1 protein-coding gene is annotated in these 16306 nt (G+C 35.6%); it reads right to left on the bottom strand.

Annotated features, from left to right (window positions below):
• Window positions 1–4: 4 nt before the first annotated feature.
• Window positions 5–16297 carry an SDR family NAD(P)-dependent oxidoreductase gene (locus LNP23_RS17380; RefSeq protein ID WP_230002161.1) on the bottom strand — a complete coding sequence of 5431 codons (16293 nt, stop codon included), beginning with the start codon at window positions 16295–16297 and terminating at the stop codon, window positions 5–7.
• Window positions 16298–16306 lie beyond the last annotated feature (9 nt).

Raw genomic sequence — 16306 nt, forward strand, 5'->3', positions numbered from 1 at the left:
CTGCTTAATTTTGAAATAATGGATGTATTACTTTTGATACCTTTTCTCTTTTCTCAAATTTCTCAGAGATTTCCGGTATCCAATACCTCTTCTTTACAAATGGATAGGTTGGGAGACTTATTCGCTTAGGCTGTGTATTGTCGTCATATAACTTTTCCCAGGCAATATATTCTCCTTGAATCCATAATTTTGCCAGTTCATTCAGATCCTTATTCTCTAAAGCTCTTTTATACAAAATGCTTATATTGTCTGTTGTATTTAACTCATAACTTTTCAAGCTTTTTTGATGCCCCGAAAATTGATCTTGCAGGTAGTTATGAAGTTCCTTCCTGAGTGATTTTACAGAGGTAACTTCTATACTTAATCTGGTTTCCATAGCAACTCTTCCTACTTGTAGTGTATAGGCTAAATCAGTTAAAGAAATAGTTTCCACTTCGTCCAGAAATTTAATAAGCTCTTCTGCTTTCTGTTTTAAACGTTCTGTATTCTTAGCCGATAAAACAATGAGTACCGACGCCGTCTCAGCTCTATCTCTATCATCATTTCTTTGGTATTCTTCGAGTATAACATGTGCGTTACTTCCTCCAGCTCCAAAGCTGCTTAAACCTGCTCTTCTTTTTTCTGTATCTGTAATGATCCAATCTGTTAATTCTTGCTGAACTTCAAATGGACTTTCGTTAAATTGAATATTCTTATTCAGGATATTGCTATGAATCGAAGGGGCAATTTGTTTATACTTAAATTGAAGTAAAATTTTTGTTAATCCCGAAATTCCGGCTGCGGACTCGCAATGCCCAATATTCGATTTTACAGATCCTATTTTGCAAGTGACATTATGGTCTAAGTTTAAAGCCTGAGTCAAGCCTGCTATTTCTATCGGGTCTCCTAAACTTGTACCTGTACCATGAGCTTCTATATACTGTAACGACGAGGATTGTATTCCTGCTTTTTGAATTGCTTTTTGAATAACTTTGGCTTGCGCATTAGGATTAGGCACATGAAACCCATTAGATCTTCCGCCATGATTAATCGTTGTCGATCGGATTACTCCATAGATTTGATCCTTATCTTTTATCGCTTCCGATAGCGGTTTTAAAAGTACCGCTCCAACACCTTCACCTGGAACATACCCGTCAGCTCCTTCGCCAAAAGCAGCGCATTTTCCTTCGCTGGATACAAAACCTGCACTACTGAGCGAGAGATATTTGTACGGATGCAAATTAAGATTAACTCCACCAGCAATTGCGGTTGTGCATTCGCCTTTTCGGAGACTCTCACAAGCTAAATGTATAGCGGTGACGGAAGAAGAACACATGGTGTCGATAGCCATACTTGGTCCCTCAAAATTCATCACATAAGAAACCCTGTTAGCAATACTGCTATGAATTCCTTTTGGTGTCGCAAACTGCCCCTCGTGCATCGTATCTATACCAAACATAGCATACTCACTATACATTACACCAACAAAAACACCTACTTTTTGATTCAGGTCTTCCGGAGTATATCCTGCATCTTCTACTGTATTCCAGGCCGTTTGCAAAAATAAACGTTCTTGCGGATCCATTAACTCAGCTTCTTTGGGTGATATATTAAAAAAAATAGGATCAAATTTGTCTACATCTTCTACAAAACCACCCCACTTACTATACGTCTTTCCTTCTTTGCCTTTTTCTCGATCAAAAAATAATTCGGTATTCCACCTGTCTTCCGGAATTTCCGTAATACTATCTCTACCTGTTTTTAAGTTCTCCCAAAATTCTTCCAACGTATTGGCTCCGGGGTATTTTCCTGCTACACCAATAATTGCAATTGGTTCCTCAATAGGGTTATAATTAGTTTCTTGTTGCTCTTTTTCTTCTTTATTAGTGTAAAAAGCTTCTATTTTATCTTCTGCAATTACTTGATTTTCTTCCTGATTTTCTGTGAGTTTCAGCATCGAATCAGAATAATTCTTCATGAAGTATAGGGCTAAATCATCTAGAGTCGGGTTCTCAAAAAACAAGGTATTTGAGACGTCTTCAAAATCTTCATTTAATTTATTCGTCAGTTTCACGATACGAATAGAATCCATTCCATACGTTTCAAATGGTGTTGTTAAACCAATTCTTTCCGGTTCTATTTGCAACTCTTCGCCGATCAGATTTCTGAAATATCTTACACAAACCTCCTTTGTAATACCAAAAGTATTCGCAACGGGTGCTGTCTTTTTATGCGCTTTCTTTTCTAAAAGCTTAGATGCTTTCTCATATACAACCATTACTTGCGAAGGTGCTTCTTTAAATATATAAGATAATGCCTTGAGTCCCTCGGCTGTAGGCAACGGCAGCATTGCCCAATAATGCTCTAAATATTTCCGGCTTTCTTCATTTATTTGCAGTCCACCCTCTTGCCATAATCCCCAATTAATCGTAATAGATTTTCCTGAGCGTTTTCCTTCTTTTACCAATTGATTTCTGTGTACTGCATAAGCATCCATATAAGCATTGGCAGAGGCATAGTCCGCTAATCCTATATCTCCCATAATGGCAGAAATAGAAGATATATACATCATAAAATCTAACGATAATTGTTGCGTTAGTTCATCCAGAATTCTGGTTGCATCAATTTTTGGCGCCAATACTTTATGTATTTCTTCAGGAGTCTTTTTTATTATCTGACTGGCTGTTCCTATTCCTGCATTATGAATAATTCCATTAATTTGTCCTTCTTCCCTAAGAATTTCATTGATCACTACTGAAATAGCTGCTCGGTCGGTAACATCACAACGGATATACTTTGCCTTGTTTAATAGCCTGATCTCACTTTTCTTTTCGGGAGATAATTCGCTCCTTCCGATTAAAAAGAGCTTCGTATTTTTGAATTGATTCAAATAGTTTGCAAAAATCATCCCCAATCCTCCAGCTCCTCCTGTTATGATATAGACCCCATTGGGTTTAATAACAATTGCATTCTGATCGGATACTTTGTTATAGATTCCTATTTCTCTGACTTCCCGATTGTTGTTTATATACTGAACTTCAGCCTCTTCCGTGGTTCTTTCTTCGTTTATAATCTTGCAAAGAAGGTCTATATTCGCTACAGAAATTTGGTCTACAGCTATTGTTTTTCCTGAGATTATTGGGTTTTCTTTGTTTGCCGATTTCAATATTCCCGAAACAAAACTATAGGACAAAGCTTCTTGCTCTTCAAATAGTATTAAGAAATGCTGTTCTTTTTTATTGACTAAATGCTGTTTAACACGATCTAGAATAATTCTAAAGAACTCTTCTTCGTTCTGACTTTGTATGCTTGTTACCTCGATTTCTAACTCATCTGTTAATCGTTCGGCCATTTCTGATGTTGCACCGGCCAAAATAACTTCATAATTTCTGTTCGCATTGCTTATTACCTTCTCTGTGATTGGTTTTGATTTCCAGTCATAAGAATATAATTGCGTATACCCCTCTATTTTATTCGATGCAGCTTGTTCTTGGCTAACAAAAGGTAGCGTTACAAAATCGATAAAACTCATGATCACTTCACCACTACCATCTATTAATTTTACATCATAGTGTATCGGTGTATTTTTTTCTTCACTTTGTTCTCTTATCGTTACATAAGACCAAAACTCTGAAGGTAATTCTTTGTAAATATTTACCTCTTTAACGCTAAATGGGATTGATAATGGTAATTCTCTTGTATTTCCTTTAAGATGAATTCCTAAACAAGTTTGCAAGGCACTATCCATTGCTTGAACAGTCCAGTAATTGTCTGAAAGATCTTGATTGATGCTAATTTTGGCTAAGGCTTCGTTTCCGGAATATCGGATATATTCTATCCCTTGAAAACTCGTTCCATAATGAAATCCGAGTTCTTTGAATAGACTATAATAGGCCTCTTTATCCAGAACATCTCCTAATCGATTACCAATTAATCGTATATCCAATTTCTCTATTTCCTCTGTAAATACGGAACTAATCTTACCTTGGCTTAAGATGATATTTTCTTGTTCCTGATCTTTAACTGTAAACGTAATTTCTTTATTTACTGTTTGTAATTCTGTAACTATTGATTTGGAGTGTCCATTAACTTGTAGCGGTGACATCCAGAATACATCTCTTAATTGAGCTATTTTTTGGTCTGTATAGCGTCCGCCCGACACTCTTGCTATCTCCAGATACGCTACACCCGGTAAGATTTTTTCTGTATGCAGTATATGTTCTGACAGAAATTGTTCGGTACCGGAATATTTACTTATAAATCGAGAACTATCTGCTTTATTGGCTTGTTGATGTACCAGCGGATGTTCCTTTTTTATTGCTGTAACCTCAGTCGCATCTTTTGGCTTAAACCAACAATAATCTTTGGCAAATGGATAATTAGGAAGACTAATAACAGTCGGCATTTTATCGTATAATTGATTCCAATCAATGCGTTCTCCCTGAGCCCATAAAGTGGCTAAAGCTGTTTGATCTTTTTGTATTAAAGCTTCTTCAACTGCATTGCTTATTTTTGAATAAGCCATCAACTTATTTGCCTCTATTTCGCCCACTATTCCTGTTGCAGGATCTTCTAAATATTGCTTTAGTTTTGTAACTAATTGTTCTGTATTTGCAACAATAAAAGCTACTCTGCTCTCCATGGCTTCTCTACCGATTTGCAAGGTATAAGCGACATCATTAATCGTCAGGACCTTAATATTCTCTTCCAGAAATTGACTTATTTTTTGAACATGTTCTTTTAATTGAACACTGTTTTTAGCCGATAGTGGAATGATAACAGGTTCTTGTGAGTCGAGAAAATTCTGCGAATCTTTTTTATATTCTTCAATCACAAGATGTACATTGGTGCCTCCCGCTCCAAAACTGCTTATTCCGGCTAGTCTTGGTCTGCCATCTAACGTAATCCAGTCTTCTAATTCTTGCTGTACTTGAAAAGGGCTATTTTCAAAATCGATATTGGTATTTAATTTCTTAGAATGTAATGACGGAACGAGTTGTTTATTCCTAAGTTGCAAAAGCACCTTGGTAACCCCGGATATCCCTGCTGCTGCCTCACTATGTCCAATATTCGATTTTACAGAACCTATTTTGCAAAATTGATTTGTTGTACCTGTAAATGCTTTTTTGAGTCCGGCAATCTCAATAGGGTCTCCTAATTTGGTTCCTGTACCATGGGCCTCAATATAACTATAGGCTTCAGGCGAAACTCCTGCCCTATCCATTGCTTGCAGAATTACCGCTGCCTGAGCATTAGGGTTAGGTACGGTATATCCGTTTACTTTTCCGCCGTGGTTTATAGCACCACCTTTAATGACTCCATAAATTTGATCTCCGTCTTGTTTTGCTTTTGCCAATGATTTTAACATGATTGCGCCAACTCCTTCTGAAGGCACATAACCATCTCCTCCTTCTCCAAAAGTTTCACATTTCCCTTTTTCTGAAACCAGATGTAAATCACTCAACATTAAATATTTCCCGGGATGTATACTTAAATTAACACCTCCGGCTATAGCTCCTTCACAGTTCCCTAAATGTATATTTTCGCAAGCCATCTGAATCGCAATTAGCGATGAAGAACACATCGTTGCTACTGCCATACTCGGCCCATGAAGGTCTAAAAAATAAGAAACTCTATTGGCTATACTACTGGCATTTCCGGTTGGAGCAATAAAATTACCTTTTAGTCTTTCTTCTATTCCGAACAATTGATATTCTTCATACATAACTCCAACAAAAACACCTACATTACCACCTGTATCTGTAGCCGATTTTTTTCCTATATTTTGTAATTTCTTTTTGGTATAACCTGCATCTTCAATCGCATGCCAAGCCGTTTGCAAAAACAACCGTTCTTGCGGATCCATCATTGAAGCTTCGCGTGGCGAAATATTAAAAAACAAGGGGTCGAACTTATCTATATCATTAATAAAACCACCCCATTTGCTATAACTTGTTCCTTTTTTTCCTTTCTGTTCATTATAAAACTCCTCAATATTCCATCGTTCTTCCGGTATCTCTGTAATACTGTCTTTACCAGCTTTAAGATTCTCCCAAAACTCAGCAATATCATTTGCTCCGGGATAGATTCCACTCAATCCGATTATGGCTATATCCTCACTTTTTATTTCTTCCTTTTTAATAACCGGAACTAATTTAGGTTGCATAAAGCGCTTGTATTCCTTTGCTTCAAGTATAGAAAACGCTTCATCTCTAATTACTTTATCCATCTGAACAGGAACTTCATGAGTACCTTTTGCCGTATTTAATGTTTGTAAAGTATCTGAATGTTCTTTAACAAAATAGGATACAAGCTGATCTATTGTCTGATATTCAAACAGTAAGGATACCGAAACATTATCAAAAATATCGCTCAATCTATTGGTTAGCTTTACCACTAACATAGAATCGATTCCATATTCTTCAAAAGGCAATTCAGTTTGAATGTGCTCTTCTTTTAATTTTAGTTCTTTCTTAAATATTTCGACTATTTTCTCATAAGCAATTGTACTTAAGTCTACTGCCGATTCTCCTGAGGTCTCTTTTTTATCTATAGCGACTACACTGTTCGCTTTAACTCCAAAGGTTTTGTCCAGTTTATTTTTAGAACCATAAACAATAATTGTTTGTTCATTTGCCAGTTGCAGTACTTTATCCAATGCTTTTGCTCCTTCTGCTTCCGGTAAAGGAAACATGCCCCATTGTTTGGATAAAAATTCTATACTCTCAGCATTTGCCTGCATTCCGCCAGTTTCCCATAATCCCCAATTCACAGAAATTGTAGTTCCTTTACGTTTACCGTCTTTAACTAAACGATTTCGTTTTTTTGCAAAATGGTCCATATAGGCATTAGCGGCAGCATAGTCTGACAACCCTATATCACCTAATACTGACGAAATAGAGGAGCAATACATCATAAAATCTATTGTTTCATTTTGTAATGCCTTGTCTAAATTTTTTACTCCTGCAATTTTTGGTGGCAATACCTTATAGATTTCTGTTTCTGTTTTCTCTATAATTGTACTGGCCAGACCTATACCTGCACAGTGAATAATCCCATCTATTTTTTTGTAATCTGTTAAAATAGTTTGTATTACGTTTTCTACGTCTTCGTACTTAGTAACATCACATGCGTAATATTGCGCATTTGGTAAGCTTTCTGTATACTTCCGGATTGTATCATTATTAGTTCTTCTACCTGTAAGTATAAGTTGCGTTCCTTGGGTTTTGGCAATATGTTCTGCAAAAACACTTCCGATTCCTCCTGCACCACCAGTAATCAAATAAACACCTCCTTCTTTAATCCTAAGATCAGAAATTTGATTTTGAGATACTAAGCTAGCGCTCTTTACTGCTCTGGTTCCGTTTAGATAACGTACTTCTGCCTGTTCATCAAGATTTTCGTTTTTCAAAATTTGCACTAATTCATTTCCTGTCTTAACATTCATAGATGCTATAGAAATAAATTTAGTTTTAACTCTTGGATTTTCTTTTGAAGCCGATTTCAACATGCCGATAATAAATCCATACTTATCATAATCTGTCTCATTTATAAGCACCGAAAATTGCCCCCGTTGTTTTTGTGACATTCTGTTTCTGAGAAGCTCCAGTATTTTCAGAAAATAGGATTCTTCTATTTCTTCGTCTACACTATATACATTTCCATCAAATTCCCGGCTAAATTGTTGTACCAAATTTTGAGTAGCCCCAGCTAAAATCACATCATTGTAATCTGTAGTATGCGCATACGTTTTTTCCAGTTCAGTTGCTTCCCATTGGTAATCATAAATTTCTGTCGCTACGGATTCTTTTCTTGAATTTTTATTTAGAAATCCTCCATCGTATGGTAAAATGACAAAATCTTTAAAACTTACCACAACCTCACCTTTGTCGTTTAATAAATCCATATCACATTTAGGTATAGTTGCTTTTGGGTTAGCATTCGGGCTAAACCTTGCATATGACCATACCGGAAATGTAATCTCTTTATAAACCGTTACTTTACCTACGCTAAATGGGATAGACAATGGCATTTTACCTTCATCTTTTAACAGTAGCCAGGCTAAACATGCCTGAAGCGTACTATCTAATACTCCGGGATCTAAGGTCATGTCCCCATGTTGTGGCAATGTAATTTTGGCTAGTGCTTCTGTATCATTATAGTATAACTCTTTTATACCTTGAAACCTTTCTCCATATCCAAATCCAAGGGCGCTAAACATTTTATAACATTCTGACTCAGAAGCTGTCTGATTAGTACGGGATTTGATCGTTATCAAATCATAGGGTTTAGGTTCTTCTTGAGCCCTTGTAGTTACAATTCCCTGACCATGAATATATTCTTCTTCTTGGTCTTTAGAATATACCACATATCTAATCTGCTCACCGGAAGGTTCCAGTCTAATAACAACTTTTTTGGGTTGTTCTAATACTTTTATAGGATGCAACCATGTTACGTCCTGAAATTGTGTTACTTTTTGATGTGTACTTCTTTCTATCGCTTCCCTGGCCATTTCCAGATAGGCTACACCTGCAATTACTTTTTCGTTTTGAACAAGATGATCTTCTAAAAACCATTCAGTTCCTTTAAAAACACTCGCAAATTTCTGAGCTTCAAAATCTGATTCATTCGTATGAAGTAATTGATGCAGTTTAGAAACTGATTCGTTTTTTACAGCAGTATTTGTTGTTTGTACCCAATACCTTTCTTTAGCAAAAGGATAGGTAGGCACACTTATTCTTTGTAAAGGACTATTACCCGAATTCAGTAATTCCCATTTTATTTCAACTCCTTTTGTCCATAGTTGCGCTATAGATGCTATTTCTTTTTCTTGAATAGCTTCTTTAATATATGCGGCGCCAGCTTTACCTTTTAGGAGAAAATCATTGCTTTCATCTTTACTATTAGCCGTAAAAATATCTTCTGCTAAACGCACATCATTTTTAACAAAATTCTCTAATTGTTGCACCAGCTCTTCTTTAGAACCGGTCACTATTGCCAATCGTTCTGACATAGCTTCTCTACCAATCTGCAAAGTATAAGCTATATTTTGTAAAGCTTCCGGAGTTTTTTCTATATAACTTAATAATCGACCGGCATAAGCTTTTAATCTATTTTTGTTTTTAGCCGACAAAACTATTATGACCGGTTCTTTACCAAAATCAGTAGTTCTCTCCGTTTTCGGATACTCTTGTATGAGGATATGTGCATTGCTTCCTCCTGCACCAAAACTGCTAATACCTGCAGTTAACAATGTTTCGTCTTGATCGGACCAAGGTTCTAATTCTTGCTGAACTAAAAAGGCAGTTTGATCAAACTGTATATTAGGGTTTAATAGAGACGAATGAATGGATGGAACCAACTGTTTGTATTTAAGTTGCAACAATACTTTAGTAATTCCAGAAATACCTGCTGCCGATTCGCAATGTCCAATATTAGATTTTACAGAACCTATACGGCATTTATTTGCAGTTGTTCTTTCTAATGCATTTTTTAGCCCTACAATTTCTATCGGGTCTCCTAAACTAGTTCCTGTACCATGTGCTTCGATATAAGAAATAGACTCCGGTTTGATATTCGCTTTTTTAATAGCTTCCCTAATTACTGCTGTTTGCGCCTTAGGATTTGGAACCGTATATCCTGTCGTTCTTCCTCCATGATTTAATGCAGATCCTTTAATTACTCCATAAATATGATCTCCATCTTTTTCGGCTTGCTCAAGAGATTTTAACAAAATAGCACCAACACCTTCTCCGGGAACATAACCATCTCCACCTTGTCCAAAACTCTCACATTTTCCTTTGCTACTGGCAAAACCGCCATCGCTAAGCATCAAATATTTATTAGGATGTACACTCAAGTTTACTCCTCCTGCAATAGCCATACTGATTTCTCCTTCTTGTATGGCTTTGCATGCTAAATGAATAGCTGTACTTGACGAAGAACACATCGTGTCCAGAGACAAACTAGGTCCATGAAGATCAAAAACGTACGAAACTCTATTGGCTATACTACTTGAACTTCCTCTAAGTGTTGTTGGGTTTCCTTTTACTGTTTCTTCTACTCCGTATAACTGGTACTCTTGGTACATAACTCCAACATATACCCCTACTTTTCCGTCTTGTTCTCCTGTATAAGGATTCCTTTTTAAAGTTTCATTAGTATATCCTGCATCTTCTACTGTTTCCCAAGCTATTTGCAAAAACAAACGTTCTTGCGGATCTATTTGCTCAGCCTCTAAAGGTGTTATATTAAAAAATAATGGATCAAACTTATCCATATCATTTACAAAACCTCCCCACTTACTATAGCTACGTCCTGATTTTCCTTTTTCGGTATCAAAAAATCCCTCCATATTCCATCTGTCTTCAGGAATCTCTGTGATGCAATCTTTCCCTATTTTAAGATTTTCCCAGAATTCTTCTATAGAATCTGCTTGTGGATATCTACCACTTAATCCTACAATAGCCACATCGGTACGCTTTATTGTATCGTCTTGTCTCGTTTCTGAAAGTTGCACAAACTTATGCGGTACTGCTTTTTTAAAAGTCGCCTTTATTTCTGATGGAATACTAATTTGTTCTTTTATGTCAACCGGTATTTTTTTACTGCTGTCTATGGCATTTAACTCATTTGAATATTCCTCAACAAAGTACATAACCAATTCTTCTATGGTTAAGAACTCAAAAAATAAGGTCTTCGGAATGTTCGGAAACGTTTCTTCTAAACGACTAGTGAGACTCGTCATCATTATAGAATCTAAACCGTATTTTTCAAAAGTATCTGTAATTTTAAATTTACTAACCGGAAAACGCAGTTCTTCGGCTAAAATCCCAACGAGATATTCGTAGGTAACTTCTTTTAAACTTTCTTCCGTTAATTCTTCCGTTACATTTTCATTTTTTATAGCTACACTACTTTCCGGTACTTCTTTTAAATCCGATAAAAATATTTCGGGTAAAGGTGCTTTTCCATAATGCAAGACTACTGATTCTGCGGTGCTGCCCAATAATTTTTCTAACCAATATATTCCTTCCTCTTGCGGTAGAGGAACGATGTTCAGTTTCTTTTCCAGCGATTTCTTGCTTTCATCATTTATTTGCATTCCACTACTATCCCATAATGGCCATGCTATACTTATTGTTTTACCAAAAGCTCTTTGTTGTGCTACTTCTTTATTTCTGAATTTTGCAAAATCTCTTAAATATTCATTTGCTGCAGCATAATCTGCTTGTCCTGAATTTCCTAAAACAGCAGCTAATGATGAAAATACCATCATGAAATCTAACGAAATATGCTGTGTAGTTTCATGAAGATTACGTATCCCTTTCGTTTTTACTTCTAAAACTTCTAATGCTTCACCACTATTTTTTTGCTGAATAAAATTGTCATTAATGCTACCTGCTGCATGAATAATTGCGTTTAGTTTACCGTATTGGTTTTGTACCTCATCAATTAATTGTTGAGTGGCTAACTTATCCGTAATGTCGCAACGGTAATAGGTCAGGTTCTCGAACGATTTTACATATTCCTGATTATTTGAATTTAAAACAGACCTCCCGCAAGCCATAATTTTAATATCATTATAGGTATCAAAAAGGTATTCTATCAGCATTTTTCCAATGCCACCCATACCACCTGTAATGATATAAACTCCGCCTGGAATGAACTTGATATTTTCATTTGACTCGGTTAGTGGTGGTGCAATTGGTACGATTGCTTTTACTTCTCGTTTTAAATCCTGGTATCGGACTATTGTTTCTCTTTCATTTAATTCCTCCGTAATAATTTTCGATAGTTGTTCTGCATTGCTGTTTTTATCTAAATCAATACCTATACATTTCCATAAAATCTTAGGGTTTTCAATTGCAGCGGTTCTTAATAATCCTGATAAAAACTGTACCTCATGTTCGGTCTTATCATCATAAATAATGACAAAACGTACCGGAGTTCTGGACGTCATAGCTTGCTTAACTTTATCAAAAACAACAGAAAATAAGATGCTTTCTTCACGATCCGTAATTCTTGTTATAGTGCCCGCTAATTCGACTTTAGGAAAATCACCTACAACTATAAACTCGGTAGATAAAATAGAAAGATCTGCTCTGTTACGTGTGCTTATCTTTGGCTGCCATATCGATTCATATAAATAGGTTTGTGCTGTATTAGGCTTAATTTTTAAGATAGGCATCATTTTATATCCTGATAGTGCTATAACAATTTCTCCTGATGCACTTAATAGTTCTACTTCAAAACTTTTCTTATTTTCCTTATCCGAATAATAGGCATAGCAGTACTTAATTTCCTCTTCTAAATTATACCATGAAATTTTTTCAATAGAATAAGGTAACGCCAGCGCATCAGAATCTTGCAACCATAATAATGCAGCTGTCTGAAGTGCATTATCTAATTTTTCGACTGGAAGTTTAAATTCACTTTTATCAAAAACTGAAATACTTGTAAGTACTTCTTCTTTTAGAACATGAACAGAATTTATGAGTTGTAAACTATCTCCATAATTAATTCCTTTTGTTCCAAAAATTTGATAACATTGATCACTTGTATATGATGTACTACTTTGCTCTTTTATAGCCGATATATCTCTATAACCAAGTGCTGTTGTTTTTTGATTTTCTTCTAAACTGGCTTGAAAATGAATGGTGGCTTTCTCATTTTTTATACTCCTTATTTCGATAAAAGTGCCTTCTGCATTTGCATAAACTTCAGTTTCAATCCGGACTGACTCTTTATTTATCTCTATGGGTTGCAACCATTTTATATCCGAGAAACCAGGTACTACATTTAATCCACTTCGTTGTAATGCTTCCCTTGCCATCTCTACATAGGCAACTCCCGGAAGTACCTTTTTTCCTTGCACTATATGATCTGATAGGATCGATTCTCTTCCTGTTAAACAAGATGAAAATTTTTGTGATTCAAAATCTGATATATTTTCATGTACTAATGGATGTAATGTTTTTACATTAGATGATACTATTTCTGTTTTAGGAGTTATCCAATAGGACTCTTTTGCAAAAATATAGGTAGGTAAATGAATCTTTCTAGGTTGCTGTACAGTGTACAAACGCAACCAATCTATAGTATTTCCTTGTTCCCAGTATTTTGCCAGTTCAGTATATTGCTTCTTATGAATGGCTCGTTGAATTTCAGCTTCATTAACTTCATTATCCTTTCTGTAAGAACTAACCGTTTCCTCTTGAGCAAACTGTTGCAATTGATCTGTTAATTCTTCTATATTACTTACAACAAAAGCTTTACGGCACTCCATTACTTTTCTGCCTATCTGTAATGTATAGGCTATATCATGAAGGTTTAAGTTCTCTTCTTTTTTAATAAAATGAACCAGTTGCGTTACTTTTTTCTTTAAACTTTCTTCATTTAGTGCAGATAAAACTATTAGTATGGGTTCATCACTTGCTCCTGAAAGGCTATTTTTTTGTACATACTCTTCTAAAACAACAAATGCATTTGTGCCACTAATTCCAAAACTACTTACCGAAGCTCGTTTGGGTGTTTTGCTATCCCAAGAAGTTAATTTCTCCTGAATAATGAAAGGGCTATCTTTTAATTGAATGTGTTGGTTAAGGTTTTCATAATTAATTGATGGAGGCAATTGCTTGTTTTTCATGGCCAACAATACTTTAATAATACCTGCCATTCCTGCCGCTCTGAGTGTATGTCCCAGATTTGTTTTTACACTACCAATCCCGCAATAATTTACTTTGGATGTATGCGCCCTGAAAGATGTTTTAAGAGCTTGCAATTCTATAGGATCGCCCAGTTTTGTTCCTGTTCCATGAGCTTCTACATAAGTAATTGTCTCAGGATTAATTTCATATCTATTAAAAACTTCCTTTTGAATGTCTTGTTGAGATAGCACACTTGGAGCCGTAATTCCGTTGGTTGCTCCATCCTGATTGGTAAGAATTCCTTGTACTACAGCATAAATGGGATCACCATCTCTTACAGCATCTTCCAATCGTTTCATAATAAGTACACCTACACCTTCACCGGGTACAAATCCATTTGCTCTTTCATCAAAAGTATAACACTGACCATCGGGAGATAACATTCCTGCCATACTGCTTAGTTTGTAAAACTCTGGCGTTACAGATAATGAAATTCCTCCGGTTATAATAAGATCTGTTTCTTTTGTCAATAAACTTTTACATCCCATATCCATTGCTACCAATGAACTGGAACATGCTGTGTCTATTGCTACAGCAGCTCCTTTCAAATTAAGAAAATATGAAATACGCGCTGCCAATATAGAACCCGAAATTCCCCAAAATGCAGAAGCTTCATTTGCTTCTTCTAAATAGGTTTTGTAATAATCTCCATCTGTTGCACCAACATAGACACCACACTTAGAATCGTGCAAAGTATTTGGATCAATTGCTGCGTCTTCCAACGCTTTCCAACAATGTTGCAAAAATAGGCGCTGTTGCGGATCCATGTTTTCTGCTTCTTTACCGGATATCTTAAAAAATTCCGGGTCAAACTTATCTATGTCTCTTAAAAAACTTCCCCATTTGCTATAGGTCTTCTGTTTGGCTTTTGGATTTTCGTCAAAATGTAATCCAACATCCCATCTATCTTCAGGAACTTCTTCTACAAGACTTTTTCCATTTTTTAGAACTTCCCAAAACTCCTCAAGATCATTTGCTTTCCCAAATTGCCCACTCATTCCGATGATAGCAATTTTATCCTTTTCTTGCTTACTGTCAATTTTCGAGAAACTTGGTTCTTCGACCTCTTTTTCAGTAATTGGTTCAAGTACTTGTGCTGCTATTTTCTTTTTTTCATCCAGTAACTCGGGGCGTATATCTAGTATATGCAGAGCCAATAGCGGAATAGTTGGATAATTGAATATAGCCGTAACATCCAGCGTTATCTCGAGGGTTTTATTAATGTTTTTGATCAGTGTAAGCCCTAAAATGGAATCAAAACCATAATCTGAAAATGGCTTTTCTTTCTTAAAAGCGGTTACCGGAAGTTTGATAGTGCCTGCTGCAATAGCAATTAATTTCTGTTGAAAATCATTTAAATCTATTGCCGTATTTAAGGAGCTTGGTATAACCTCTTTTACTATTTCTTCTGTTGCCGTTTTAGAGAATTCTTCCGGTTGTTGTTTATCAATTAATACTCTGCCATTACTCCTGGCAATTATTATTTGTTGTGGAATATCTTCTTGTTTGGGATATACATCACAATCAACAAAACCAACTTCAGATAATACTTGTTTCCATTTATCGAAAGTTAATGCCGGACTACCTGAAATTCGTAATTCTTTATCTTCATGATTCCACCAGTCAAAAAGCAAACCGAATGTTAATGTCGTAAACATTTCCAATGCGTTCAACTCATTCATAATCAGAATCCCGTCTTTCTTAAGAATTGGTTTTATATTCTTAAGTGTTTCAGCAATATTAGCGGTAGCATGAACAACATTGGCTCCTATCACAATATCATATTTGCCCATTGCGATATCCTGCATTGCTGCAGATTGGGTAATATCAAATCTCTTAGTTTCAAAATAAGGTATGATGTCTTCAAATTTTTCTACTGCTTCAATTAAAAAACTTTGAGAAACATCTGTAAAAGTATATTTTACCTGATTGCCATATTTTTTTAACTTTTCCAGAATACGCACCGTTGTTCCTCCTGTGCCTCCTCCTACTTCTAAGATGTTTATTTTTTGATTAGTTCCTTCATAGTTTCTGACTGTATTTTCTACAATTGATGCCACTATTGAATTGAAATAATTAGATCTGTAATCGCCATTATAGATCGCGCTTACCAATCTGGAATTTCCTTCTGGAAACAATACATCAGTAGCTTTCGTCTTTCCAATCAAAATTTCCTCAAAAGCACCAATCGTTTGATTCAATAATGCGTAATAACTATGATGACTATTTGCCTCTTTTTTTGCTTTTAATAACTTATTGTGCAGAGAAAAGGAGGCCGCTCTTTCTTCAATATCTATTGGTACAATTACGCTTTGATTCGTAATTTGGATATAGGATATTTTCTCGAGTTCTTTAATAATCGTTTGAAATAGAGAATCATACTGAGGAATGATATTTAATTCTTTTCGCCATTCTTCAATTGTATTTGCACGCAAGGATTCAATTCCCATTCGCATTACTATTTGCAATACGGCCAGAGCACAATCTTCTTTAAAATCATTCTCGGCAACCAGATCCTTTTTATATAAAGTTAAATTTGGAATTTGAGGCGTTAAAAGTGTACTTTCCTGCACCAAAGTCACTTTTTTATTTTTATTAATCTTAATCATAATTATTTG

Origin of the sequence: Flavobacterium cupriresistens, from assembly GCF_020911925.1 — a bacterium.
Classification (GTDB): Bacteria; Bacteroidota; Bacteroidia; order Flavobacteriales; family Flavobacteriaceae; genus Flavobacterium; species Flavobacterium cupriresistens.

Excerpts from the sequence above, each read along its gene's own strand:
- LNP23_RS17380 (WP_230002161.1), bottom strand. The coding sequence starts at position 16,297 with ATGATTAAGATTAATAAAAATAAAAAAGTGACTTTGGTGCAGGAAAGT.